Genomic DNA, 26963 nt, shown 5'->3' with positions numbered 1-26963 from the left:
AACTTGCTTGGCTTCCCGCGTGGCTTCAGGCAGGACGTGACATCACCGCCAAGCGCACAGCCAACGCCATCAGCACGGCCGCCAAGCCCCATTTCTGCAGCCAGGCGCTTTTTGTGCGTTTGGCGAAAAAGCGGCTGAGCGCTCCGCCAAACAAGCCCAACAATACATGAAACACGCTTGCGATCAGCGTCAGCACGCCGCCCAGTACCATCAGTTGCAAGGCGATAGGCCCCGCCTCGGGCCGCACAAACTGTGGCAGGAACACCATGAAAAACAACAACGCCTTGGGGTTGAGCAAGCTGTTGAGCATGGCCTGCAGAAACACTCGGCCCAACGCCACGCGGCCGACGTGAGCGGTGCCCAGGCCGGGGCGTTTCTGCAAGGTTTTGAAGACCAGCCACAGCAGGTAAATCACGCCGGCATAACGGATCAGATCGAATGCCGGTGGCCAACTGGCGACCAACGCCGTCACCCCCATGGCGGTCAACGCTGTCAGCAACAGGTCGGCCACGCCAATGCCCAGGGCCGAGGCCACGCCGCCGCGCCAGCCATGGGTGACGCCCTGACTGATGACAAACGCCATGTTCGGCCCCGGTGACAGCAGCAACAGCAACACAGCGCCGGAAAAAACGCCGAGTGTGACGAGGCTGATCATGGTTGAACCGTCCGCTGGAAAAAATCCAGATTAATCGGCGTTTGCAGGCCCTACAAAAAATTGTGCTGGATACATTGCTCACGCAGCGAACCGAGTGATTGCTGAATGCCACGACCAACGTCTAGAATGCGAAACATTATCAATTAAGCCTGCTGCGCCAGGATGACCATGTCGAGCGATCACCCACTGGACCCTGCTGCCATCGGCCAGCTTTACCAAGCCCACCATTCCTGGCTGCGCGGCTGGTTGAGCCGGCGCACGGGCTGCCATGAGCGCGCCGCTGACCTCGCGCAGGACACCTTCGTGCGCCTGCTCAACGCGCGTCAGCAACAGACCTTGCAGCAGCCGCGCGCGTATCTGAGCAGCATCGCGCGCAGCTTGATGATCGACCAATACCGGCGCCGCGAACTGGAACGCGCCTATCTGGAGAGCCTGGCGCACTTCCCGCAAGTAGAGGTGCCGAGCGAAGAAACAAAGCGGCTGATCCTCGACAGCCTGGAGCGCATTGACCGTTTGCTCGACCAGCTCAAGCCGCGGGTACGCGAGGCGTTCCTGTTGGCCCAGTTGGACGGCCTGACCTGCCCGCAGATCGCCTTGCGCCTGGGCGTGTCCAAGGCAACGGTGGAACGCGATCTGTCCAAGGCGCTGCACGCCTGTTACCGGTTGCGCTATGCCGACTCCTGACTCGCACCTGGTCGACCAGGCCATCCAGTGGATGATCAAGCTGCGCTACAACACCGCCGACGACGCCAGCACCGCGGCCTTTGACCAGTGGCTGCACACCAGCGAGGCGCATCAACAAGCCTGGCAACGGGTCGCCACCCTGAATGACGATTTCAACCACTTGCCGGCGCATGTCAGTCGCCATGCACTCGACGGCGCACGCCAGCACATCAGCCGTCGTGAAAGCCTGAAACTGCTCGGGCTGTTTGCCGGCGCCGCAGGTTTAGCCTGGCTGGGCCGCGACTACACGCCCCTGCCTGCCTTGATGGCGGACTACCGCACCGCCACTGGCGAGCGGCGCTGGGTAACATTGGAGGATGGCAGCAAAGTTCAGCTCAACAGTGCCAGCGCCGTCGACATTACCGCCAGCGCCGAACAACGGCTGGTGAACCTGCGCCAGGGTGAAATATTGATCAATACCGGCGCCGACCACCGCCCGCTATGGGTGCATACCCGCGACGGTTACCTGCGCGCCCTCGGCACGCGCTTGCTGGTGCGCGAAGAACCCCAAGGCACCCTGCTGGCCGTGCAACAGGGTGCGGTAGCGGTGTTTGCCGATCGCCATGACAGCGCCGCACGCCAGGTGATCAAGCCCGGGGAACAGGTGATGTTCAACCGCAGCGGCATTCGCCCTTCCCCCAACAACGGCCTGGACCCCTGGGCCTGGAGTGACGGCGTGATCAGCGCCCACAACATGCGCCTGGACGACTTCCTGGCCGAGCTGGGCCGCTATCGCAATGGGTTGGTGCGTTGCAGCGAAGCCGTGGCAGGGTTGCGGGTTTCGGGCACTTACCAACTGGACGACACCGACCAGGTGCTCAAGTTGGTGGCTCAATCGCTAGCGATTGATGTGACCTACCGCAGCCGCTACTGGGTGACAGTCTCCGCTCGGGTATGACCGGCCAAAAATAAATGAGGTGAATTCTCATTGCCATTCGACCTGTAAGGAAAGGCCGATCAACAGGCTGGTTTGTCCACTTCCTTCAGGAGCATCCCGCGGTCATGCAAGCGTTCCCCTCACTGCGTTTACCTCTCAGGCACGCCATCAAGGCGACCCTCCTCGGCGCGTGCCTGGCGGCCAGTACCCTGCCGTATAGCGCAGGTGCCCAGCCACCCGGCGGCGAACGCCAGGCGCGCACTTGGAATATCGCCCCCGGCCCACTGGCCGGCGCCCTTGATCAATTTGCGCGGCAGGCCGGTATCAGCGTGTCGTATGACGCCGGCAGCGTAGCCGGCAAAAGCAGTGCTGGGCTGAGCGGCGCTCTGGAAACACAACAGGCCCTGAGCCGACTGCTTCAAGGCCAGGGCTTGCAAGCTCAAAGCCAGGGTCCGAACGCTTGGTTACTGTTGCCCCAACAGGCCGCCAACTCGACCCTGAACCTGGGCGCCACCACCATTACCGGCGAACGCCTGGGCGCTACTACCGAAGGCAGCGGCTCCTACACCACCGGCGCGGTGACCATCGGCAAGGGCGAACACAGCCTGCGACAAACGCCGCAATCGGTGAGCGTGATGACCCGCAAACTCATGGATGACCAGAACATCACCACCATCGACCAATTGCTGGAGCGCACCCCGGGGATCACCAGCTACGAATCGCCCATGGGCGGCAAGTATTTCTACTCCCGGGGCTTCAAGATGCTCGGCCAGTACCAGTTCGATGGCGTACCGCTGGACATTGGCAAGGACTACATACAAGCCGACAGTTTCAGCGCGAACATGGCGATCTATGATCGGGTAGAAGTCCTCAAAGGCGCTGCTGGCATGCTCAAGGGTGCCGGCACGGCCAGTGGTGCGGTGAACTTCGTGCGCAAGCGGCCCCAGGACAAGCCCACCACCAGCCTTGGCCTATCGGCGGGCACCTGGGATAACTACCACGCCGAGTTCGACACCGGCGGCCCGTTGAACGACAGCGGCACGGTGCGTGGCCGTGCATCGGTCAGCCAACAGAATCGCGGCTCCTACATGGACCTTGCAAAGCGCCAGGACCAGGCGTTTTACGCGGCCCTGGACATGGATATCAGCCCTGACACCACTTTAGGCTTCGGTGCCAGCTATGAGGATGTCGATTCCACGCCGTGCTGGAGTGGCCTGCCGCGTTACCGCGACGGCAAAAGCCTCGGTCTGAGCCGCTCCACCTGCCTGGGCCAAGCCTGGAACGACTGGCAAAGCCAGCGCACCACGCTGTTCGCCGATGTGACTCACCACTTCAATGACGCCTGGAAACTCAAAGTCAGCGCCGTACACAGCCGCAACCTGCAAGACATCAAATACGCTGCCAGCGAAAGCACCGTGGACTATGGCAACCCAGCCCCCACCCTCACCAGCTACGCAGCATTGCTGGACTACGACCACAAAGACTACGGCCTGGATGCCTATATCGATGGTCAATTTGAAGCCTTTGGCCTGCAACATGAGTTGATCCTCGGTGCCAATGGCAGTCGTGGTACCCAAGACGATGTCTATGCGATCCGCAACCTGCCCCAGCGCCAAAGCGTTTTCAACCCCAATCACCACTTCCCGGAACCTGCCGACGATACCTTCTGGCCCAACATGTACCGTGGCGGCACCGTCAACGAAACCGCCACCCAATACGGCGCTTACGCCACCTTGCGCCTGCGTCTGGCCGAGCCTCTGATGCTGGTTCTGGGCAGTCGCGTGAGCTGGTACGAAAACCGCCGCAAATCCCTGAACCTGGCGTGGGGCGAGTGGGCCGACCAGGACGCACGCACCAAGGAAACCGGGGTGGTCACGCCGTTTGCCGCGTTGATCTATGACCTCAATGACAACCTCTCGGTGTACACCAGCTACGCCGATATCTTCCAGCCACAAAGCTCCTACGCCACGGTCAGCGGTTCGGCCCTCAAGCCGAAAATGGGGGAGAACTATGAGTTGGGCATCAAGGGCGAATGGTTTGACGGGCGCCTGAACAGCTCCCTGGCGGTGTTTCGCGCCATCGAAAAAAACGCCGCCCAAACCGATTTCGAGACCCGCTGCGGTAGCTCCTCCGACGGCTACTGCTACACCGACACGGGCAAAGTTCGCGCCCAAGGGGTCGAGGCCGAGCTGAGCGGCGAATTGCTTGAACGCCTGCAAGTGTTCGGCGGCTATACCTACACGCAAACCAAAAACCTGAAGAACATCGACAGCGCAGCCGAAGGCGCGGTGTCCAACACCTACGTACCACGGCATATGCTGCGCTTGTGGGGCGACTACCAGTTGGACGGTGCGCTCTCGAAATGGACAGTCGGCGCAGGGGTCAACGCCCAGAGCAGCAACTACCGCTTGCAAACCATCAAGCTGGAACAGGCCGGATATGCGTTGTGGAATGCGCGCCTGGCGTATCAGGTGGACGACACCTGGACGGTGGCGCTCAACGGCAACAACCTGTTCGATAAAAACTACTACCAGACCGTGGGTACAGCAGGCTGGGGTAATCTCTACGGGGAGCCGCGTAACCTTACGCTGAGCCTCAAAGGCAACTTCTAAGCGCTGCCCCTCTCCTCCACCAGAGCCGGTACGCCGGCCCTGGTTCGCTGTGCCCCTTCCTCATGCACCGCCATCAAAAAGCTTTTCGTCGCTGGCAGGCAAATCCCTACGTTTATTCCTACACTCCAAAAAGCCATCATCGATTCTCGATTATTCTGAAATACCCACCACACACGTCAACAAACCGTCATAACATGGAGATCTTGAGAGGAACATCAAATAAAAAGGACAAAAAGCCAAATCATTGACACAAATCCTCAAAGGAGCCACTATTTAGCCATCACCCAGTAAATGCCTGCGCGTAGACAGACATTACGGATTACCCAGCAACAGAAGTCGTTCGATTTGCACCACTTGTAAAGCACACATGCCTTATGGATGAGCAGACGAATAGGAACGTTCTGGTGGTGTATTGAGGATCTGATTTATGCGCGGTAAGTCGTCGGTTGATAGCCTGTTTTTAACTCGCACCGGTTTCGTTGAGTTTTTTGTCGTTTTCGTAAAACTGCTTCACGGGCTGACCGCAATCTCGCCGGCGATCATCCTGCTGTTCTACCCGGATCCCGTCGCTGAGCACATGCGCTCTCACTATCTGGGCCTGCTGGCGTTCTTTGCGATCCTGACCATTATTTTGTTCCAGGCCTTGGGGGTTTACTCCGATGACCTGTTCAGCAATCGCCTGCGTTTTCGTGTGATGCTGGTGGCCTGGGTCTCGGCATTTTGCATCCTGTTGTTCATGTACCAGATCCTGCTTCTGTTCCCGCAGTTGAGCCCTCGCAACCTGGCGTTCTGGTTTTGCGCGAGCCTGTTGCTGTTTGGCCTGGAGCGGATACTGATGCTGCGCCTGTATCGCCATTTGATGGACAACGGCAAATTCCTCCAGCGCACCGTGATCCTGGGCTTTACCGATACCGCCGTGCATGTGGCTGAACACCTGTCGCGCAACAGTGATATCCGCTCCGGCCTCATCGGTTTTATCGACGACCGTACCGAGCGTATTCCCAAAGAACTGAGCCGCTTGCCGTTGCTGGGCAATACCCGCGACCTGGAAAAGCTGATCCGCTCCGAACAGGTCAACCAGGTGATGATCACCCTGCCCTGGGCCGCCGAGCAGCGCATCAATGGGCTGGTCAAGCGCCTGCGGCAGATGTCGGTGAACGTCATGTTGGTGCCGGACATGGCCGCCTTGCGCTACGGCCATAACCGTATCACCGATGTGGGCGGCATCCTGATGTTCAACACCTCGCAGTTGCCACTGCGCGGCTGGTCGCCCTTTATCAAGCGTTGCGAAGACCTGCTGCTGGCCAGCATCGGTCTGTTGCTGCTGTCGCCGGTGATGCTGGTGACCGCCATCGCGATCAAACTCGATTCCAAGGGCCCGGTGCTGTTTCGCCAGAAGCGCTTTGGCTACAACGACAACCTGATCCGCGTGTTCAAGTTCCGCTCGATGTACGTCGAGCAGACCGACCTCAACGCCGAAAACCAGACCACGCGCCAGGACCCGCGCATCACCCGGGTGGGAAGGATCATCCGCAAGACCAGCATCGATGAGCTGCCACAACTGTTCAACGTGCTGCTGGGCAATATGTCGATGGTCGGCCCGCGCCCTCACGCCACGGCCACCAAGGCCGCCGGGATTCCTTTCGAGGAGGCGGTCAGCGAATACAGTTCGCGCCATCGGGTCAAGCCTGGCATTACCGGCTGGGCGCAGATCAACGGTTACCGCGGCGAGACCGATACGCTGTTCAAGATTCAGAAGCGGGTCGAGTACGACCTTGAATACATCGCCAAATGGTCCGTGTGGCTGGACCTTTACATCGTTTTCATGACGGTCCCGGCCGTTCTTTCCACCAAGGAAGTCTATTGATGAACCCACTTAACGGATTGATTCCCTGCATCATCTCCGGTGGTTCGGGTACGCGGCTGTGGCCGGTTTCGCGACAGAACATGCCCAAGCCCTTCATGCGTATGCGCGACGACCAGAGCCTGTTGCAGAAGACCTTCCTGCGGGCCAGTCACTTGCCGGGCGTCGACAGCATCCTGACCGTGACCAACCGCGACCTGCTGTTTCGCACCCTGGACGACTACCGAGCGGTGAACACCCAGCGCCTGGGCCTCGACCTGCTGCTGGAGCCGTTTGGCCGCAACACCGCCGCCGCCATCGCCGTGGCGGCCTTGCACGTGCAAGAGCATTTTGGCGCAGACGCGCAGTTGCTGGTGATGCCGGCCGATCATCTGGTCCTCGATGAAGGCGCCTTTGCCCAGGCGGTGGAAAAAGCCCGCGCACTGGCCGAGGCCGGTTACCTGGTGACCTTTGGCATCCAGCCTGACCGAGCAGAAACCGGCTTTGGCTATATCGAACAAGGGCCGGCACTGGGCGCTGGGTTTCGAGTGCAGCGCTTTGTCGAAAAGCCCGACCTGGCCACCGCCCAAGGCTACCTGGACGGCGGCAAGCACCTGTGGAACGGCGGCATGTTCTGCTTCAAGGCAGCCACCCTGCTGGAAGAATTGGCCAGCCACGCCCCGGCGGTTCTAGAGGCGGCCAAGGCTGCACTGGAGCACAGCCAGAGCCTGCAAAACAGCAGCAGTCGCCAACGCGAACTGAGCCCTGAAGGTTTCGCCAGCGCGCCGGATATCTCCATTGATGTGGCGCTGATGGAAAAATCCGCCCAGGTGGCGGTCGTGCCCTGCGACATAGGCTGGAGCGATATCGGCTCCTGGGAAGCCCTGCGCCAACTCACGCCCAGTGACGACAATGGCAACCAGGTCAATGGCGAGGCAATCCTGCACGACGTGCAAAATTGCTATATCGACTCGCCCAAACGAGTACTCGGTGCAGTGGGTGTGCGCGACCTGATCATCGTCGACACCCCGGATGCCCTGCTGATTGCCGACGCCCATCGCAGCCAGGACGTGCGGCATATCGTTGCCGAACTCAAGCGCCAGAATCACCCGGCGTTCAGCCTGCATCGCACCGTCACCCGCCCGTGGGGCACCTACACGGTGCTGGAAGAAAGCACGCGGTTCAAAATCAAGCGCATCGTGGTCAAGCCCAAAGGTTCGCTATCCCTGCAGATGCACCATCACCGCAGCGAGCATTGGGTGGTGGTCAGCGGCGCAGCGATGATCACCAATGGCGAGCGCGAGATCCTGCTCAACATGAACGAGTCCACCTACATTCCCGCCGGGCACAAACACCGCCTGACCAACCCCGGCATCATCGACCTGGTGATGATCGAGGTACAGAGCGGTGAGTACCTGGGTGAAGACGACATCGTGCGCTATGACGACATCTACGGCCGCGCGCCGGTTGAAGTGAAGCCCTGATGCGTACGTCATTGATCATCCCCACCCGCAACGCGGCCAGCCATCTGGATCGCCTGTTGCCAGCGGTGCGCATGCAAACCTTGCAACCCGACGAAATGCTGGTGGTCGACAGCGCATCGAGCGATGCCACCGTGGCGCGCTTTCGCGAGTTCGGCGCCCGCGTGGAGCGGATCGATGCGCGTGATTTCAACCACGGCGGTACCCGGCGCTGGGCCAGTGAACAGGTGGGCGGCGACGCCTTGATCGTCATGACCCAGGACGCGATCCCCGCCACCGCCGAGACCTTCGCCAACCTGATCAGCGAGCTGCAACTGGAGCCGCTCAATGGCGTGGCCTATGGACGGCAGCTGCCGCACCCCGGTGCCGGCGTGCTCGGCGCGCAGTCGCGGCATTTCAATTACCCGGCGGCCAGCCGCACTAAGCGCCTGGACGATGCAGCGCAACTAGGCATCAAGACCTGCTTCAGCTCCGACTCATTTTCGGTGTACCGACGCAGCGCCCTGAGCGCGGTGGGCGGTTTCCCCCAGGATGTGATTGGCAGTGAAGACGCCTATGTGGCCGCGCGCATGCTGCTGGCCGGCTACCAGGTGCGCTACGCCGCGAGTGCGCAGGTTTATCACTCCCACGATTACCGCTTGCTGGAAGAGTTTCGCCGCTACTTCGATATCGGTGTGTTCTACGGCCGCGAGCCGTGGATTCGCCAGGCGTTTGGCGACGCCGGCGGCGAAGGCAAACGTTATGTGCTGGCCGAACTGCACGCATTGCGCGAGGCCAACTCGCTGTACCGCGCCCCCGAAGTGGTGGTGCGCAGTGCCTTTAAATTGCTGGGTTACCGCCTCGGCCACCTTGAACGCCACCTGCCCAACGCGCTTAAACGGCGCCTGGGCATGTTTTCCACCTACTGGACTTGAGCCGTCATGAAGACTATCAACCGACGTTCCCGTCTTACCCTGCTCGGCCTCTTGAGCGCCTCAATCTGGCTGGCTGGCTGTTCGACCCCCGCGCGGGTGCCGCTTCCTGACAACGATACGCTCAAGGCAGGTCATCAAGCGGCACTGACCCTGGCCGACCTGCCGCCGCCGCAGGTGCTGATCCAGAGCGGCGACTCGCTGCGTATCGTGCGTGATGCCCAGGAACCGGCGGCGGCCGATGACATGACGGTGTTCGTGGTGCGCCCCGACGGCGTGATCTCAGTGCCCAATATTGGCCGGGTCAAGGCGGCCTTGCGCACGCCCGAAGACCTGGGCAAGGAAATCACCGAGAAGTACAAGCGCATTTACCGCGAACCTGCGGTGACGGTGAACATCGCCAGCGCACCGAGCAACAAGGTGTTTATCGGCGGTGCAGTGCCTAACCCGGCATTTTTCGACCTGGCCGGCAACGTCAGCGTCGAGCAGGCACTGCTCAGTTCCGGTGGTGTATTGCCCTCGGCGGATGCCTCCAACGTGGCCTTGCTGCGCACCGGGCCAGATGGCAAGTACAAGACGTACTTCATCAGCCTGGAGAGCATGCTGACCAACCCCAATCAGCCGCGCGTGGCCTTGCAGCGCGGCGACTTGATCTTTGTGCCGCAGTCGGGCATCGGCGCGACGGTGGAGGCTGTGGATATGTATTTCACAAAGCTGTTTCCGGTTAGCAAAGGGATTGGACTGGGCTTGAATTATCAGCTCAATGGCAACAAGTCCGGCGATACCTATATCAGCGCTCCACAATGATTATGACGCAGGCTTTATATCACTTGAGCACGCTGATTTTATTCGATGAACAACATCTATCCAACGGAGTGATCCTGTGATCGAAATCCGCTCTCTTCGCGACCTGCTGCGGCTGTTTTTCATCTACCGCCGCGAATTCAAACTAGCCGTGATCACCACAATCGTCGTCGCGGTGCTGGGTGCCTTCCTGTTGCCGGCCCGCTACGAGTCGGACGCACGCTTGCTGGTCAAGCCGGGGCGAGACAACACCACCTTGCCGATCGAAGCCGCCAATCGCCAGACGCTGATTGCCCCAAGCACCCAGCACGACCCGATTGTCGACGAAGAAAAAATGCTCACGGGCCGGCCTATCGTGCACATCGTTGCCGAGCGCTATATGGCAATGACCGCCGAACCGCCGCAAGGCTTCTGGAAGGTCACCAAGTTCTACATCAAAAAGGGCGTTGGCGAAGTCATCAATGGCATTCGTAGTGTGCTGCAGTTCGTGGGCCTTGCCGAGAAACAAAGCCCGCTGGAGCGCTTGGCGACCTCACTGGAGAAGAACTTCACCGCTGGTCACGAGCCGGGCTCTTCGGTGATCGAGATTTCCTTCACCTGGGACGACCCGGCGGTGGCGCAAAAAATCGTCGAGGAATGGGTCAACGCCTACCTCGAAGAACGTGCGCGGATTCTTGGGCGCAAGAGCCTGCACACCTTCTATGAAACCGAACGCGCCAAGGTGGCGGAGAATATCCAGAGCCTGAAAGATCAGTTGCAAGGCCGCTTGAAGCAGATCGACTCGATCAGTGTCGATGCGCGCCTGAAGAACCTGACCAACCAGATCGACCGCGTCACCGACGCCAAGGTCAGTGCTCAGAACCAGATATCAGGGATTCGCAGCCTCCTGGCCAACGCCAGCCAGCAGATCAAGAGCCAGCCGGCAGACGTGGTGACGATGCGCGAAACGAGCCTCAACCCCACCCAGCTCGACCTCAAGCGCCAGCTCAATGCGCTGCAAGTGGAGCGGGCACGGCTGTTGCGCACTTACCTGCCGGGTACGCCGCAGGTCAATCAGATCGAGCAGAACATCCGCGACATGGAAGCGCTCAGTGCTCAGGAAGCCACACGCCTGGAACGCTCGCAAAACACCGCGCCCAACAGCCTGGTGATCAACGTCAAACAGCAAATGATCGACGCCCAGTTGCAAGAGCGCAAACTGGCCGGGGAAATCGAGAACTACGACAAGACCCTTGCCGAACTGCGCACCCAGCGTGACCAGGCGATGACCGATGAACCGCAACTCAATACCCTGAGCCAACAACTGCGCACGGCCGAAAAGAGCTATGCCTTGTACTCGGACAATCTTGAACAGGCGCGAATCGACCACGAACTGGACAATAGCCAGATCAGTAACATTGCCCTGATCGAACACGCCACCCTCAACCCGGCACGCGTGTTTCCCAAAAGCCTGCTGATGCTGTTGTTCGCCATTCCCGCTGGCGTTGCCGTGGGCTTGCTGACCATCTATGTGCTGTACCTGCTGGACCAGCGCATCCACGATGGCACCCGCTTGCAGGAGATGTTCCATGTGCCGCTGTGGAGCAGCATTCCCGATGTACAGGACGCAACGCCGGCAGCCGTCACCGCCAGCCTTTATCGCTTGTACAGCCTGCTGCCCCTGGATCGCATCGCCGCCGAAGGTTTCGCCCTGGGCCTGACCTCGGCGCGCCATGGCGAGGGTGTGACCTTTATCGCCTCGCAACTCAAGCGTTTGCTGGAGGAGCGTGGCCATCGCGTCTCGGTCGATGGGGCGAACGCGCCAACGCCGGGTGAAGTATTACTGCTGGACGCCTCGGCGCTGTCCTCCAACCCGCAGGCGTTCCTGACGCTGCGCCGCGCCGACCAGATCGTGCTGGTGATCGAGGCCCGCACCAGCACCGTACCGACGATCGAAAATGCCGTGTCGTTGCTGACCACTGCGTTCGGCAAAGTCGATGGCATGATCCTCAACCGCCGCCGCTTCGAAGTGCCGGCCAAGGTGCTGGCGCGACTCAACAGCTGGCGTGGGGCGGCCTGATGCGTATCGCATTGCTGGCGCCGCTGCCACCGGAGCAGACCGGGATCGCCGATTACGCCGCGCACTTGCGCAACGCGTTGATCGAACAGGGCCTGGAGGTGGTGACCCCGCTCGCCGGCTGCCTGGAGCTGCCTGAACAGTTGAAGCGCCTGCAGGCCTTTGACTGGCGCAGCGTGGACCTGGTGCATGCTGAACTGGGAGGTGGACGCTTCGGTGAGTTCCAGGCGCTGGAGTACCTGCGCCGGGCGCAACCGCACCTGCCGTTGACCGCCACGGTGCATGACCCGGAGCGCCTGATCTGGCGCCGGGCCAAGCTGTTTTTCCCCTTGACGCTACTTGAACGCCTGCCCCACCCGCTGCCCCAAGCGGCCGCGCTGTTGGCCGACCCGCTGACCTTGCACGAAGAACGGCGCTTGGCCAAAGGTATGCGCCGGCTGATCACCCTCACCCGCCTGGGCGGCGACTGCCTGCGCCAGCGCATGGGCCTGCGCCCGCAACAGGTGGCGGTGATTGCCCATGGCAACCTGCCCATCGCGCCCCAGGCCTTGCCGCCACTGGCGCCACTGCGCCTGCTGTATTTCGGCTTTATCTACCGTGGCAAGGGCATTGAGGACCTGCTCCAGGCCCTGGCCCAATCACTGGCCGCCCACCCGCAATGCCGAGGCCAGGTACGCCTGACCTTGGCCGGTGGCACCGCGCCGGAAATGACTTTTGACCCCGCCGGCAACTACCTCGATGGCCTGCGCCAGCAGATCAGCGCGCTGCACTTGGAGGATGTGGTGGACTGGCAACTGGACCTGCCCTCGGCGCAGATCCCTTCTACGATCCAGGCGCACCATGTGATGGTGCTGCCCTATCGCGAATCGAAAAAACTCAGTTTCCTAGGGCAGATGCGCGGCACCAGTGGCGCGCTGTCGTGGGCCAATGCATGCGGGCGCGGGGTGATCACCTCCAACGCCCGCGCCTTTGCCGAAGAGGTGGCCGGCGGCAATGGCATCACCTATCAGCAGGGCGATACAGCGTCCTTGAGCAACGCCTTGAACCGCTTGATCCTCGACCCGCAACAGGCGCAGCAATGGGCCGACCGGGCGGGAGAAATCGGCCGCCAACGCCAGTGGGCCAACACGGCCCAGCGGTTTGCTGAATTATTTCGGGATGCTTGTGAGGAGCCGTTGCGATGAACCTGTCATCCGTTCGCCCAGTGTGGCGCTACTTGCCGCTGGCGCTGTCAATCGCCGTCGGTAGCGCCCTGCTGTTGAGTGAAAAAGTTGATGCGCAGCCGGTCAACCTGGCCCCGGAGCGCACCATAGTCTGGAAGGACTTCCTCGGCGTGAACGCGCACTTCCTGTGGTTCACACCCGAGCAGTACCGCAAGCAGATCAAGCAATATAAAAAGCTAGGGTTGCAATGGGTGCGGGTCGACCTGCACTGGGATCGCCTGGAACCCAAGGAAGACGAGTATCAGCTGAGCACCTTCGACGAACTAGACCGCACCCTGACCGCCGAAAAACTGCGCTCGGTGTTTTACCTGGTGGGCTCGGCGCCCTTCATCACCACCGCACCCAAGGGCGTGCCGTTCCAAGACCAGTATCAGCCACGGGACGCCAACATCTATGCGATGCGCCTGGCCGTCCTGGCCAAGCGCTACCCGAATATCGATGCCTGGCAGGTGTGGAATGAACAGAACCTGCCGAACAACTGGCGCCCTAAAGTCAACGCCAAGGAATACGCGCAGTTGTTGTTGGCCAGTCACAAGGCCTTGAACATTGCTGCGCCCGACAAACTGCAAGTCATGGGCGGCATGGCGTATTACAGCCAGATGCCGCCCCGTGGCAAAACCCTGATGTTTGAAGCCCTCGGCGCGCTGGGCGTGCAAAGCCTGGGCATGGTCGCGGCGTATCACCCTTATTCGATGACCCCGGAAACCGATGAGCCAGGCAAGAACGAAGTGCTGCTGCGCGGCGATCAACTCAATTCGATGCTCCACGGTGCCGGGATCAAGCAGGTATGGGCCACTGAATGGGGCTGGTCCAGCTATGCCGGCCCCAAGGAAATGCAGGACCTGATCGGTATCGACGGGCAAGCCGATTACACCTTGCGCCGCCTGGCCTTGATGGCTTCCCAGGACTACCAGAAGATCTTTCTGTTCGCCTTGTCTGACCTCGACCAACGCGCCTCGCCACGCGACCAGCATTACGGCCTGTTGAACCTTGATGGCGAACCCAAGCCGGTATACACCGCCCTCGCCCGATTCCTGGAGATCACCGGCCCCACGCTTAAACCCGGCAACACGCCGCCGTTGCAGGATGTACCAGACAGCTTCTACAGCGTGGCCTGGACCCGCCCTGACGGAAAACACCTGCTGATGTATTGGAGTGCCGAAGGCAGCAACATCAGCCTGCCCAGCATCAAACGCGCAGAACTGCTGGACCCGCTGACCGGCGCCCGGCAAACCCTGAGCGACGACAACGGTATTCGCCCGGTGGTGAAGCCAAGTTTGCAGATACTGGTGTGGTAGCCCTGGGCATGGAGAGCTGTACATGAGAATCCTATGGATTGTGCCCTACCTGCCGTGGCCGACCACCAGCGGCGGCAAAACGCGGCAGTACCATTTGCTGCGCACCTTGAGTGAGCGCGGGCATCGCATCACGCTGCTGGCGCAATCAAAAACGCTGGCCGATGACGCGGTGCATGCGGCCTTGGAGCCGTTGCTCGAACGCTTGATCGTCGTACCGCGCCGGCCACTGAAACACCCGCTGACCCTGCTCGGTGGCGTGTTCGCCCCCTGGCCGCTGTTGACCACGGTCAACGGCCTATCGGCACCGTTGCAGGCACAGTTTGCGCAACTGTTGAACGAGCGCTGGGACGTGATTCAGGTGGAACACAGCTACAGCCTGCAGCCGTTCCTGCGCACCCTGCAGCAGCAACGGCGCGACTTTGTGCTGACCGAGCACAACCTGGAATCGAGCCTCGGCGGCGCCACTTACGACCGCTTCCCGAAGTGGGCCGCACCGTTTGTACAGTATGACCAGTGGCGCTGCCGACAATGGGAACGCAAGGCATTCGATACCGCCGCCCAGGTAGTCGCCGTGACCGAGGCGGACGCCCAGGCCATGCGGCCATTGTCATCGACGCCGGTGACCGTGGTGGTCAACGGGGTGGACAGCCGAGCCTTTGCCGACGTCAGCGCTGATGCGCAGAGCCAGCGCCTGTTGTTCGTTGGCAACTACGAATATGCACCGAACCTGGACGCCGTGCAGTGGCTGCTCGAAGAGATCTTCCCCAGGGTCTGGTTGCAGTGCCCGAATGCGCGCCTGGCGGTGGTCGGCTATGGCTTACCCGAACACTGGCGCGAGCGTTGGCCAGATGAGCGTATAGAGTGGCTGGGTTTTGTTCCCGACCTGTGCGCCTTGCAGCGCCGCTGCGCCGGTTTTGTCGCCCCGTTGCGCCATGGCGGCGGCTCCAAGCTCAAAGTGCTGGAGGCGATGGCCGCCGGCTTGCCGCTGGTCAGCACGGCCCAGGGTGTCTCCGGGTTGGCGGTGCAGCCCCAGGTGCATTACCTGGCCGGCGAAAACGCCGAGGCCCTGGCCGACGCCGTTGTGCGCCTGCTGGATGAACCGGCGCTGGCCGGGCGGCTGGCCGATGCCGCACGCGACTATGCGCGTCACTACCACGACTGGGCGGTGGCGGCTAACGAACTGGAGCACCTCTACCGCAGCTTGCTCACCGCCAAGGAGTCTCAGCCATGCGTGTAGCCCTGGACTATCGCCCCGCCACGGTTGCGCCGTCTTCGGGCATCGCCCGCCAGGTCGTGGCTCTGGAAGACGCCCTGCGCGCACGCGGCAACACCGAGGTGGTGCTGTTCACCGAGGCGCCCCTGGACCATCCACAACGCCAGACTGCCGTTTGCCCGGCCTGGGCCAGCCCGCTGGACGGCCTGCAACGCCCACAAGTGCGCCTGCGGTTCGAGCGCGGTTTCTTGCCCAAGGCTTTGCACGAGCAGCAGATCGACCTGTACATCGCCACGGCCAATATGGGCTTGCCGCTGTGCCGCAAACCCGCTGGCACCCGCTATGTGCTGGTGCTGCATGACCTGTTTCAGCTCACCCACCGCAACTTCCATCGATCCAAGCTCAAGGCCCTGGCCTACCGCCTGATCGACGGGGCCTCGATTGCCTGGTCGGTGTGGCAGGCTGATCGGGTGTGGTGCCCTTCGCAGTTTTCCTGCAATGAGGCCGCGCGCCTGTTCCCCTGGGCCCGGGCCAAGTTCCGCGTGCTGAACAACCTAGTGCCCGAATTGAATGCAGCGCCAGAGCCGTTGCCAACCAACCTGCCGACACACTACTGGCTGGTGGTGGGCACGCGGGAGCCGCGCAAGAACATGGAGTTCTTCCTGCGCCAATGGCAGGCCTGCCGTGCGCTGAACCCTGACGTGCCGGACATGGTCCTGGTGGGCCACGCCAGCGATGTACCGGCGGCACTTGGTGACCTGCCGGGCCTGCATTGGTGCACCGGTTTGTCGGACGGCCAACTGCAAGCACTCTACCGTCATGCCGCGTGCCTGTGGCAGCCATCCTATGCCGAGGGCTTCGGCCTGCCAGTGGTGGAAGCCTTGAGTGTCGGCACGCCGGTCGCGGTGGCACGCGGCAGCGCCCTGGATGAAATCGCGCCGCCCAACGCCCCGCGCTTCGCCCCCCATGATGCCGAGCAATTGCAAAACGTCATGCAACAACTGGCAGCCGCCGATGCCACGCAAGACGGCGAAACACACCGCGCCTGGGCCCGGCAATTTGCCGAACCGGCCTATCGCTCACGCCTGGACACTTTGCTCAAGGAATTGGATCGCTAATGCTGCCAGGAAAATTCGTCAGTCTGCTGCTGGGCCTGGTGTTCGGCGGGTTGCTATTGGCCCTGTCGCCGATCAAGGTCATGCTGGTCGTGGCCGGTGTAGCCGTGGCTTTGACGCTGATCCGCTTTCCCCTGTGGGGCTTGCTGATTTTCGCGGTACTGGCCACCAGTATTCCCTACACCACCTTGCAACTGGGTATCCGCACCACCGTCAGCGAGGCGGTGCTGGGGCTGACTTGGGTCGGAGTGTTCTGGCAATCGTTCATCGGCAAGACCCGTGGTTTCATGCTGTGGCGGCCGACCGAGCGGGCGCTGATGTGGCTGATGCTGTTCAGCACCATTCCGTTTATCTGGGGCATGTTGATCATCCATGCCGAAGGCAACGGGCCGGTGAACTGGGTGCGCTGGCTGATGAACCTGTCGATGCTGTTTATCGTGCCTCTGCTGCTACGCACCGATGCCGACCGCGACAAGGTGGTGGTCGCCCTGTTGCTGGGTAACCTGGCGATGCTGCTGCTGTCGATCTTCATGTTCCTGAAGACGCGCAACGCGATGTCGATGATCGATATTCTCACCGACCTCAAATACGCCCACCCGGAAGCGGTGAAGGATATTTTCTCTGCCAACTACACACGCATGGCCTCGCCCTGGGTGCACCCCAACCTGACCGGTGGCGTGCTGGTGCTGTTTATTCCCCTGGCGCTGTTTTATGGCTGGACCCGCAGCGGCTGGCGCCGGGCGCTGGGCCTGGCGGTGGCGGTGCTGGGGTGTGCCGGCCTGCTGCTGAGTATTTCCCGTGGTGCCATCGTGGCCCTGGCGCTGGTGTTGATCTGGCTGGCCTACAAGCGCGTGCCGAACAGCGGACGCATCATCGGTATCGGGGCGGCGTTCGCCGTTGCGCTGGTGATGTTCTATCCGCCGTTGCAGGACCGCTTGATGACCATCTTCTCGACCACCAACGCCAGTACCGAAATCCGCTTTGACGAGTACGCCAAGTTCCCCGCCGCCATGGCGACCTTCCCCCTGGGGATCGGCTTCAAGATCGACCCGCCCGTGCCCGGCACCAATCTGTTGGGGATCTCAAACCTGTGGCTGAACTTCATCTACAAGGTCGGCATTCCAGGGATGCTGCTGTTTATCACCGTCACCCTGTTGTGGTGGCGCGAAGTGCGGCCCCTGGGCCAGGTGCGCAAGGTCACCGCCGACAATGCGCTGTGGCTGGGGTGCATCTGTGGCGTGTTAGCGGCGCTGCTGACGGGGATTTTCGACCACTATTTCAGCTTCACCTTTGTACTGATCGCGCTGTTCTGGCTGTTGATGGGCATGAGCCTGCAACAGGTGCGCCTGCGCCCCACCGTTACCGCCACCGTTCCTGCTACTGCGCCAAAGGATAACCGACCATGAAGCACCGGATGATTCACTCCACCGACTTGCGCGACCGTCTCCCCATGCTGGCCAGTGAACTAGGCGTAAGCCTGCCAGACCTGGAAGAGGCGCTGGACTGGTGCCTGGCCAACGACGTGGTATTTGAAGAAGGCGAAGGCGACAACAAGCGGTTCTGGATCAGCTCCATCGACCTGGAAACTGCGATTGAACACCCGGTGGCCCGACGCCTGTTCCGCCGGATGAAACAGGACCTTGCGGCCGAGTTACTGCCCCGTTACGGCAAAAACTGGGCAACCGTCAAAGACCGCTGGCGCAGTGCCTGGGACATGGCCTACAACATCTTGATCAACAAGATCCCCAGCCACCATGTGCGCATTGCCTGGCTGCGCCTGGGTGGCGCGAAGATCGGCAAGGGCTCCAGCTTGTGGCGTAACACCGAAGTGCTGGGCATGCACAATTTGGTGGTCGGCGACGATTCGGTAATCGGTTGGCATTGCCAAGTGGACGCCCGCGCCGGACTGGTGATCGGCAACCATGTGGCGATTGCGTCGCATGTTCTGCTCATCGCCGGCAGCCATGATTTGCAGGCGCCGGAGTTCTGGTCGATTTCCGGGCCGACTTACATCGACGACTACGTCTGGATCGGCAGCCGTGCGTTGATCGGCTTCGGCACGCACCTGGGCTATGGTTCGGTGATAAGCGCCAATACCGTGGTGGCCAAAGCCGTTGCGCCCTACAAAATCATTGGCGGAAGTGGTGCCAAAATCATGGGCGAGCGTTGCCATGACCTGAACTATAAGGTGGGTGGCAAGGGCCTGTTCACCCTGTTTCACTGATGTTCGGCAGCACGCTCTGGCTGACCCTGGCGACGCTCGCCGGGTTGGTGGCCGGTTTTGCCCGAGAATGGCTACTGGTGGCGGCCTGGGGCGCGGGCAGTCGCAGCGACGGGTTTCTGGTGGCGGTGTTTTTGCCCGAAGCATTGCGCATGACCCTGGCTGCCGGCTTGCTCGCAGCGGCGGCCCTGCCCCTCTATCAGCAACGCGACCCACACCGCCAGCAAGCTTGGTTGGCCAGCCTGTCCCCCCGCCTGCTGGGGGTGGGCCTGGCGCTGTTTGCCATACTGGCGCTGGGCGCGCCGCTGTGGGTGCGCCTGATCGGGCCCGGCCTGGACGCCGCGGCCCATGCACAAGCCGCCGCCAACCTGCGCTGGCTGGCCGCCTGTGCGCCAGGCCTGGTGATGCATGGGCTGTTCAGTATTCCCTTGCAGGCACGCCAACGTTTTGTCCTGCCAGGCCTGGGCTCTTTACTGTTCAATCTGCCACCGGTGCTGTACCTGTTTATCCGCGGCAGTTCCAGCGACAGTGCCGAACTGGCCATGAGCTTTTTTGCTGGCAGTGTCTTGATGTGCCTGCCGTTGCTGGCGCCGGTCTGGTCTTTCGGCTGGCGGCCGTGGCAGGTCACCGGCGACCCTCTGGCCGGCCGCGAATTGCTGGGGCGCATCGGGCCGTTGTTGGCCAGCAACGTGGCCAGCCAGGGCCTGGCGCTACTGGAACGATTGATCGCCAGTTTCCTGGGGGAAGGCGCTGTTACGTGGGTTAACCTCGCACGCAAGCTGATCAACCTGCCATTGATCGCCCTGATGAGCCTCAACCAAGTGCTGCTGGGCATGATGAGCGGCGAGCAAGGTCAACAGCGCCTGGCCCTGCTGCGCCGCGGCCTGGATGCAGCGACCCTGCTGAGCCTGCCTGCAGCCTTCGGCCTGATTGGCGCCAGCCCCACGCTGATCCATCTGCTGATGCCCGCCCAGAGCGTCGACGGCCCACTGCCGGCGCTGCTGGCCTGGTTCGCCACGCCACTGGTGTTTGGCGCCTGGAACGCCATGCTCGCCCGCTATGCCTATGCCAGCGGCGACACGCGCCTGCCACTCAACTGCGAACTGCTGGGCAGCCTGGTCAACGCCGCTTTGCTGGTGGCGCTGCCCTATTGTTTCGGCCTGCCGGGGATCGCCTTGGCGGCGTTGGGTGGCGTGGTGGTGACCAACGTGTTGCTAATGCACCGCCAGCAACTGCTCGGCCAACTGGGCTGGCCGTTGCAGTGGGGCTTGAGCGGGGTTCTGTTGGGTATGGCGGCGCTGGCCCTGCATCCATTGCACAACGATGGGTGGCAGTTGGGGTTAAGTAGCCTGGCCGGCGCGCTGGTGTTGGTGGGGCTGGGGCTTTGGCTCAAGCCGTGGAAAGCCTGAGGCCGCTTCCCACCAGAACGGTGGGTGGGGGCCTGTTCAATCCTCCAGTGGCTTAGGGGTTTTGTTGCCGGGCTTGGCGGGTTTGGTGCCCTTGGCTGGAGCGGCTGCAACAGGCTCCGGTTCCGCAGGGGCGGCAAGCTCCTTTTCCGCCATCGGCATCTGGTCGATGGCGCTGAAGAATTCCTTCAGGTCAAGGCTGTCCGGCGGCACGGTTTTCTCGAGTTTCTTCTCGCCGTCCTTGCCGATCAGAATCACTTTGGTGCCGCTGCCGACGCCGAGCTTGAGGGCACGGATCAGTGCGTTGGTTTCAGGCGGCGTGAGCTTTTTGCTGTCTTTGGGATCCTTGGCGAACTTCTCCCCTTCGGCACCAATGCTGCCGAACTTCACGGTGTAGAACACCATGCTGCGCTCTTCGAACGCCTGCTTGGTGGCAGCCTCTTCCAGTTGTTTCTTCAGCGTTGCCAGTGTCGGGTTTCCAGCATCAAGCTCCACGACCACCAGTGGGCGCGTCTTGCCCAATTCCTGCTTGAGCGGATTATCATCAGCGGCCAACAAAGGCCCCGTAAAAGCCATCAAGGTAGCCAGGGTCAGCGACCGGATGAGCATGCGCACCTCCTTTGAATTCCATGCAGGGTTCTTGAGTTTCATGTCTGCGACAGCCAAATTCAAGGATGATTCCTACACCACTTTGAGAAGCGTAGGTCAGGAAGCCCGCTACGCAAGGGCTTGGGTGGTGACTGAAGTCATTGTTTCTTCAGGTTACGAGGCCTTCCTGCGATGAGCGGGTCTGCACACGATGCAAGCCACGGGCATTGAGAGCACTGCTGCTCGACGTTCTAGAACAGCCCCATCTGCCCGCCCACCAGCGTACCGAAATCGTCATTCACGAACGGCAGGATTGCGTCAGCCACGGGCTGCAATTGGCGCGTGACATAGTGGTCGTAGTCGATGGGCGCCTGCCGCACTTCCAGCGGTTCCGGGCCGTTGACGCTGATCACGTAGCTGATCCAGCCACCACGCTGATACTGGCGCGGGCGGCCCAGGCGGTCGTTGTACTCGTCTGCCAGGCGCGCGGCGCGTACGTGGGGCGGGACGTTGCGTTCGTAGTCGTGCAAGGGCCGGCGCAGGCGTTTGCGGTAGATCAACAACTCATCGAATTCGCCGCTCAAGGTACGCCGCACATAGTCGCGTATGTAGTCTTGATGGGGTTGGCGATGGAAGATGCGTTGGTAGAGTTCCTGCTGGAATTGCCGGGCCAGGGGCGACCAGTCGCTGCGCACGGTTTCCAGGCCTTTATAGACCATTTCTTCGCTGCCATCTTCGCGCACGACCAGGCCGGCATAGCGCTTTTTGCTGCCCTCCTCGGCGCCACGAATGGTCGGCATCAGGAAGCGACTGAAGTGGGTTTCGTATTGCAGTTCCAGGGCGCTTTGCAGGCCGTACTCGTTGCTCAGGTGCGCGCGCCACCAGTCGTTGACGTGCTGCACCAGCGCCAGGCCGATGCGATTGGCGTCCTGCGCAGAGTGCGCGCTGCCCAGCCAGACGAAGGTGGAGTCGGTGTCACCGTAAATCACCTCGTACCCTTGGGCCTCGACCAGTGCACGGGTCTGGCGCATGATCTGATGCCCACGCAGGGTAATCGAGGACGCCAGCCGGGTGTCGAAGAACCGGCAGCCGCTGGAGCCGAGTACACCGTAAAAGGCGTTCATGATGATCTTCAGTGCCTGGGACAACGGCGCATTGCGTTCGCGCTTGGCCTCTTCGCGGCCTTCGGACACCCGCGTGACAATGGACGGCAGGCAATGCCGGGTGCGGGAGAAGCGCGCCCCGCGAAAGCCCTCCACCGAATCGCTGTCGTCGGGATGCTTGAGACCTTCGATCAAGCCCACCGGGTCGATGAGGAAGCTGCGGATGATCGACGGGTAAAGGCTTTTGTAGTCCAGCACCAGCACCGACTCATAGAGGCCTGGGCGCGAGTCCATGACAAAACCGCCAGGGCTGGCTTGGGGCGGTTTGTCTCCCAGGTTCGGTGCTACAAAACCCTGGCGGTGCATCAACGGCATGTACAGATGCGTGAAGGCGGCCACGGAGCCGCCGTTGCGGTCGGCCGGCAACCCGGTGACGCTGGCCCGTTCCAGCAGGAACTTGAGCAACTCGGTCTTTTCGAAAATCCGCGTGACCAGTTCGCAGTCCTTGAGGTTGTAGCACGCCAGGGCAGGCTTGTCCTCGGCAAACATGCGGTTGATTTCGTCCATGCGCTGGTACGGCGTGGAGATGTCCTTGCCTTCGCCGAGCAGGGTTTGCGCAACGTTTTCCAGGCTGAAGGATTCAAAACTCCAAGTCGCCGAACGCAGCGCTTCGATACCGTCGATGATCAGTCTTCCTGCCGCCGCCGCAGAGTAGTGATTGCGGCTGCCGTGTTCGCGCCAGGCCATGGCTTCACCGCCACGTCCCAGCAACAGCGGCACGTTCAGGCGTTGGGCGTGTTCGTGGAGTACGCGCAGGTCGAACTGCACCACGTTCCAGCCGATGATCGCGTCGGGGTCAAAAGTGGCCAGCCATTGGTTGAGGTGTTCGATCAGTTGAGCGCGGGTGTCGCAATAGTCGAGCTTGAAATCCACGGCGTCGGTTTTGTTCGGCGGGCCGAGCATGTACACCTGGCGTTCGCCACAGCCTTCAAGAGCGATGGAGTAGAGATCGCCCTGGGCGGTGGTCTCGATGTCCAAGGACACCAGCTTCAAGGGAGGACGGTAGTCGGGGGCTGGCTTCATTTGCGCGTCGAGCAAGGTACCGCTTGCATCAGCAGTGCCGCCGAACCACACCGGGGCGGTGATAAAGCGCTCCATCATGTAGCGCTCGGGCGGCCGCACGTCACCTTCGTACACATCGACCCCGGCAGCGCGCAGGCGCTTCTCGATGTCCATCAACTGACGGTGCTGGCGGGCATAGAGGCCCAGAACCGGACGGTGATGAAAGTCGCATAGCTGCAAGGGCCGCAACTCGAGATCGCGCTCCCCCTTGAGCAGCCAATCGAGTGGCTTGCGATGGGCCTCTGGGATGAACACCACCGAGGTCTGCACGGGTAGGCGAATGCACCTTGGCCCTTGGTCGGTGGCCAGCCAGAAGCTGACCTCCGTACCGGTTGGGGTATCGCGCCAATGCCGGGTCAGGACAAAACCCTGCTGTAAATCCACCGTACCGCACCTCAGGAATCGCTTTCAGGGCGTGATTCTACTCGGCATCCGTGCAAACGCCACCACCGACCGCTGTGTGCATGAAGGCCAGCAAATCAAGAAAAGGCATCGAGCTGAACGTGCTTTGTGAGCCCGTCAGCGGCCTGTCTGCCTAGCGGAGTGAAGACTGCCCTCCGGTGTGCCCCATCACCTTATTGGGGGCTTGCTCAGATAATTTTCGATATTGCTCATTTGCTCGTCCCAGCCACGGGAGTTCATCTTGAAGGCTTTCTGACGACGCGCTTCGGGCACCTTGTCAAAACCGGACTCGACGACCCGCAACAGGATGCCTGGGGCGCGATCTTCAATCGTGAATTCCACCAGCGTCGGTGCCTCTTTGTCGTAGTCGACGCCCTCTTCCACTGCAAAAGGATGCCACCAGAAGGAAAACAGCGTTTGGGGCAGGATACGTTCGATCCTGGCCTTCCATACGACATGTTCATAACCTGGATAGGTAATCGGCGCTTCGATGGTTTCCCCAGCCACAAAAGTTTTACCCTTAAGCGCGATACCGAACCAGTGTCCAAATTGCTCGGCCTGCGTGAGAGCCTCCCAGACCTGTTTACGTGACGCATTGAGCAGGACTTTACGTTCGATGCGATCTAATACGTGCATAAGTCACCTCCTTCATTGAACAGTAGGCGACATCAATCAATGCGCAACCTTGCGTTGTGCGCGATGATGATGACCCCCTCCTTGCCTGGCCATAGGTTATGACTGACCCACTGAATGGAAGTTGCTTGTGCAAAGGTGTGCGCTATCAAGTGGACAGCCTGGACATGCCCATCAGCCACTGCCACTGCGCAAGCTGCCGCAAGGCGCACGCGGCCGCGTTTGTTGCCACGGCCGGGGTGATGCGTGAACATTTTCGCTGGACACTCGGTGAGGAGCTGCTGTCGTCCTTTGAGTCTTCGCCGGGCAAATTCAGACATTTCTGCTCACGCTGCGGCTCACATCTGATCGCTGAACGTGGGCATCAGCCCCACGTGATCGTCCGGGTGGCGACGCTGGATGATGATCCGGGCGTCAGGGCCACCTCGCACATCTGGACGGCCCATGAAGTGCCCTGGCTGGCCTATGACGGCGTAGCGCGCTGGGATGAGTGGGCGGTTTGAGTCAAACCCTTGGGTCGCCGGGTGCCTTGGCCGGCGCTGCATATTGCGGCTTGAGATGGCCTTCCTGGTCGAGCAGCCAAGCATCCATGATCTGTCGCACCACAGGCCCGGCTACACGGCCGCCGGCCTCACCGTTTTCGATCATGACTGAAATCACGATTTTCGGGTGTTCGGCCGGCGCGAAACCGACGAACAAGGCGTTATCGCGATGCCGCTCCAACGTCTTGTTGCGGTTGTAGCGCTCACCCTGCTTGATCGCAACCACCTGGGCGGTACCACTCTTGCCGGCGATGCGGTATTGCGCGCCTTGCGCTGCCGCTCGGGCGATACCGCGGGGATCGTGCATCACCAATTGCATGCCGTGGTTGACCTGCTCCCAGTCACGCGGGTCCTTGAGGATCACGTTGGGCATTGGGTGCTCATCCACCGGTGGCACACCATTGATTGTCTTGGCCAGGTGCGGTCGGTTCCATACGCCTTTGTTGGCGATCAATGCAGTGGCCTGGGCCAATTGCAGCGGTGTCACTTGCATGTAGCCTTGGCCAATGCCGAGGATCACGGTTTCGCCTGGGAACCACGGCTGGCGTCGGGTTGCACGCTTCCAGGCCTGGGATGGCATTAAGCCGGCAGACTCTTCAAACATATCCAGGGACACTTTCTGACCCAGGCCGAACTCGGCCAGATAGTCGTGCAGGCGATCGATCCCGAGCTTATGGGCCAGATCGTAGAAGTAAGTGTCGTTGGAACGCATGATGGCCGCGTCCATGTCCACCCAGCCGTCACCACTGTGGTTCCAGTTGCGGTATTTATGGTCAAAGTCTGGCAACTGATAGTAACCCGGGTCGAACACTCGGGTTTGTGGAGTAACAACGCCACTGTCGAGGCCGGCGATGGCCACTTCCGGCTTGATGGTTGAGCCCGGCGCATAGAGCCCGCGTAGCACGCGGTTGAACAGCGGTCGGTCAATGGAGTCGTGTAGCGCAGCGTACTCCTTGAAGCTAATGCCTGTGACAAACAAGTTCGGATCGAAACTCGGTTTACTGACCATAGCCAGTACTTCACCGGTCTGCGGGTCCAGGGCGACCACCGAACCACGACGGTCACCCAAAGCCTCTTCGGCAGCTTCCTGTAGCTTGACGTCGAGGCTCAGGACGATGTTTTTGCCAGGTATCGGATCGGTGTGCTTGAGCACGCGCAGCACACGGCCCTGTGCGTTGGTCTCTACCTCTTCATAACCGACATGGCCATGCAGTTCAGACTCGTAAAAACGCTCGATTCCGGTTTTGCCGATAGATTGGGTACCGCGGTACTCCACCGAATCAAGGGTCTTGGATTCCTTTTCGTTAATACGACCGACGTAGCCAATGGAGTGGGCAAAGTGCGCGCCCAGGGGGTAGTGGCGAACGAACTGTGGCTCCACGTCCACCCCTGGTAGACGGAACTCGTTGACGGCCAAAACGGCGATCTGCTCTTCGGTCAACTCGTAGAACAACGTGACGGGAACAAACGGGTGGCGGGCCTGCTTGAGCGCCTTATCAAACACCGCACGGTCTTCGGCAGGCAGATGCAGCAGATTGACGATTTCGTCCAGTTCACCCTTGAGGTCGGCTGTGCGCTCACGGGTGATGGTCAAGTTGTAACTCGGGCGGTTGTCGGCCAGGACCACACCATTACGGTCATAGATCAAGCCGCGAGTCGGTGTGATGGGCAGTACGTGGACCCGGTTGTTTTCCGAAATTGTTGAGTGGTAGTCGTACTGCACGACTTGCAAAAAATACATACGCCCCACCAAGGCGCACGTGATCCCAATTACCAGCAATGCGCAGGCAAACAAACGTTTGTTGACCAAACGGTTTTCTTTTTCGTGATCTTTGATAGGTATTGGTTCAGGCATTTCTACAGCATCTCGTTGGAGAAGGTCGACGCCGCATCCTGCGGATAAAGATCAATCCTTTTGAAAATGTGCTGCACCATAGCAAAAATGCAGAAACACTTTGTATCGAATTCCCTCAACGGCAGCTTATTTAATGTTGCTGAAAGCGCTGGAATTTTCGAGCGCCCAAAACAAAACCCCAACTGCTTTCGCAATTGGGGTTTTGGAATTTAATCTTGACGATGACCTACTCTCACATGGGGAAACCCCACACTACCATCGGCGATGCATCGTTTCACTG

The 26963-nt window shown here is 60.9% G+C and carries 21 protein-coding genes; 16 read left to right on the top strand and 5 right to left on the bottom strand.

Going from position 1 to position 26963, the window contains the following annotated elements; translation table 11 throughout:
- Nucleotides 1-25: 25 nt before the first annotated feature.
- Nucleotides 26-655, bottom strand: a complete 630-nt coding sequence (locus tag JJD66_RS09575; RefSeq protein WP_105226365.1) for a LysE family translocator — start codon at nucleotides 653-655, stop codon at nucleotides 26-28.
- Nucleotides 656-823: 168 nt separating this feature from the next.
- Here JJD66_RS09575 and JJD66_RS09570 point away from each other — a divergent pair, with 168 nt between their 5' ends.
- The 15 genes from JJD66_RS09570 (at nucleotide 824) to JJD66_RS09500 (ending at nucleotide 20441) form a co-directional block, all read left to right on the top strand.
- Nucleotides 824-1339: a sigma-70 family RNA polymerase sigma factor gene (locus tag JJD66_RS09570; protein ID WP_034125829.1), complete on the top strand. Its 516-nt coding sequence runs from the start codon at nucleotides 824-826 to the stop codon at nucleotides 1337-1339.
- Nucleotides 1326-2276: a FecR domain-containing protein gene (locus JJD66_RS09565; protein WP_200648027.1), complete on the top strand. Its 951-nt coding sequence runs from the start codon at nucleotides 1326-1328 to the stop codon at nucleotides 2274-2276. Before JJD66_RS09570 ends, JJD66_RS09565 begins: the two co-directional genes overlap by 14 nt.
- A 104-nt stretch (nucleotides 2277-2380) precedes the next feature.
- Nucleotides 2381-4867 (top strand): TonB-dependent siderophore receptor, encoded by a 2487-nt coding sequence (locus JJD66_RS09560; RefSeq protein WP_198716648.1) that lies wholly within the window; start codon nucleotides 2381-2383, stop codon nucleotides 4865-4867.
- Nucleotides 4868-5294: 427 nt separating this feature from the next.
- Complete coding sequence (locus tag JJD66_RS09555; protein ID WP_200648026.1) at nucleotides 5295-6734, top strand: undecaprenyl-phosphate glucose phosphotransferase; 1440 nt, start codon at nucleotides 5295-5297, stop codon at nucleotides 6732-6734.
- Nucleotides 6734-8194 (top strand): mannose-1-phosphate guanylyltransferase/mannose-6-phosphate isomerase, encoded by a 1461-nt coding sequence (locus JJD66_RS09550; RefSeq protein WP_198716647.1) that lies wholly within the window; start codon nucleotides 6734-6736, stop codon nucleotides 8192-8194. The genes JJD66_RS09555 and JJD66_RS09550 overlap by 1 nt, the downstream gene beginning before the upstream one ends.
- Nucleotides 8194-9105 (top strand): glycosyltransferase family 2 protein, encoded by a 912-nt coding sequence (locus tag JJD66_RS09545; RefSeq protein WP_200648025.1) that lies wholly within the window; start codon nucleotides 8194-8196, stop codon nucleotides 9103-9105. The genes JJD66_RS09550 and JJD66_RS09545 overlap by 1 nt, the downstream gene beginning before the upstream one ends.
- Before the next feature lie 6 nt (nucleotides 9106-9111).
- Nucleotides 9112-9909, top strand: a complete 798-nt coding sequence (locus JJD66_RS09540) for a polysaccharide biosynthesis/export family protein (RefSeq protein WP_105226359.1) — start codon at nucleotides 9112-9114, stop codon at nucleotides 9907-9909.
- Between the two features lie 76 nt (nucleotides 9910-9985).
- Nucleotides 9986-11965, top strand: a complete 1980-nt coding sequence (locus JJD66_RS09535) for a GumC family protein (protein WP_105226358.1) — start codon at nucleotides 9986-9988, stop codon at nucleotides 11963-11965.
- Complete coding sequence (locus JJD66_RS09530; protein ID WP_200648024.1) at nucleotides 11965-13146, top strand: glycosyltransferase; 1182 nt, start codon at nucleotides 11965-11967, stop codon at nucleotides 13144-13146. The genes JJD66_RS09535 and JJD66_RS09530 overlap by 1 nt, the downstream gene beginning before the upstream one ends.
- On the top strand, nucleotides 13143-14483 hold the full coding sequence (locus tag JJD66_RS09525) for a beta-galactosidase (RefSeq protein ID WP_105226356.1): 1341 nt from the start codon (nucleotides 13143-13145) through the stop codon (nucleotides 14481-14483). The genes JJD66_RS09530 and JJD66_RS09525 overlap by 4 nt, the downstream gene beginning before the upstream one ends.
- 22 nt (nucleotides 14484-14505) lie before the next feature.
- The gene (locus JJD66_RS09520) at nucleotides 14506-15720 is read left to right on the top strand and encodes a glycosyltransferase family 4 protein (protein WP_198716643.1); all 1215 of its coding nucleotides are present in this window, start codon (nucleotides 14506-14508) and stop codon (nucleotides 15718-15720) included.
- On the top strand, nucleotides 15711-16814 hold the full coding sequence (locus JJD66_RS09515; protein WP_198716642.1) for a glycosyltransferase family 4 protein: 1104 nt from the start codon (nucleotides 15711-15713) through the stop codon (nucleotides 16812-16814). Before JJD66_RS09520 ends, JJD66_RS09515 begins: the two co-directional genes overlap by 10 nt.
- Complete coding sequence (locus JJD66_RS09510) at nucleotides 16814-18217, top strand: O-antigen ligase family protein (RefSeq protein ID WP_105226353.1); 1404 nt, start codon at nucleotides 16814-16816, stop codon at nucleotides 18215-18217. Before JJD66_RS09515 ends, JJD66_RS09510 begins: the two co-directional genes overlap by 1 nt.
- Nucleotides 18214-19035 (top strand): acyltransferase, encoded by an 822-nt coding sequence (locus tag JJD66_RS09505; RefSeq protein ID WP_105226352.1) that lies wholly within the window; start codon nucleotides 18214-18216, stop codon nucleotides 19033-19035. The genes JJD66_RS09510 and JJD66_RS09505 overlap by 4 nt, the downstream gene beginning before the upstream one ends.
- Nucleotides 19035-20441, top strand: coding sequence for a lipid II flippase MurJ (locus tag JJD66_RS09500; protein ID WP_200648023.1), 1407 nt, complete (start codon nucleotides 19035-19037; stop codon nucleotides 20439-20441). Before JJD66_RS09505 ends, JJD66_RS09500 begins: the two co-directional genes overlap by 1 nt.
- A 36-nt stretch (nucleotides 20442-20477) precedes the next feature.
- On the opposite strand, the gene JJD66_RS09495 is transcribed toward JJD66_RS09500, so the two are convergent.
- From JJD66_RS09495 to JJD66_RS09485, 3 genes are all read right to left on the bottom strand, one after another.
- Nucleotides 20478-21047, bottom strand: coding sequence for a DUF4174 domain-containing protein (locus tag JJD66_RS09495; RefSeq protein ID WP_105226350.1), 570 nt, complete (start codon nucleotides 21045-21047; stop codon nucleotides 20478-20480).
- Nucleotides 21048-21277: 230 nt separating this feature from the next.
- Nucleotides 21278-23635 (bottom strand): DNA polymerase II, encoded by a 2358-nt coding sequence (locus JJD66_RS09490; RefSeq protein WP_200648022.1) that lies wholly within the window; start codon nucleotides 23633-23635, stop codon nucleotides 21278-21280.
- 186 nt (nucleotides 23636-23821) lie between these two features.
- The gene (locus JJD66_RS09485) at nucleotides 23822-24289 is read right to left on the bottom strand and encodes an SRPBCC family protein (RefSeq protein WP_198716637.1); all 468 of its coding nucleotides are present in this window, start codon (nucleotides 24287-24289) and stop codon (nucleotides 23822-23824) included.
- A gap of 98 nt (nucleotides 24290-24387) precedes the next feature.
- Here JJD66_RS09485 and JJD66_RS09480 point away from each other — a divergent pair, with 98 nt between their 5' ends.
- Nucleotides 24388-24789, top strand: a complete 402-nt coding sequence (locus tag JJD66_RS09480) for a GFA family protein (protein WP_198716636.1) — start codon at nucleotides 24388-24390, stop codon at nucleotides 24787-24789.
- Nucleotide 24790: 1 nt separating this feature from the next.
- On the opposite strand, the gene mrdA is transcribed toward JJD66_RS09480, so the two are convergent.
- Nucleotides 24791-26683 carry a penicillin-binding protein 2 gene (mrdA, locus tag JJD66_RS09475; RefSeq protein WP_054898205.1) on the bottom strand — a complete coding sequence of 631 codons (1893 nt, stop codon included), beginning with the start codon at nucleotides 26681-26683 and terminating at the stop codon, nucleotides 24791-24793.
- Nucleotides 26684-26963 lie beyond the last annotated feature (280 nt).

The sequence above is a fragment of the Pseudomonas sp. MF6751 genome (assembly GCF_016613265.1).
GTDB lineage: Bacteria > Pseudomonadota > Gammaproteobacteria > Pseudomonadales > Pseudomonadaceae > Aquipseudomonas > Aquipseudomonas fluorescens_BV.
This window is presented reverse-complemented; position numbering and strand designations above follow the sequence as displayed.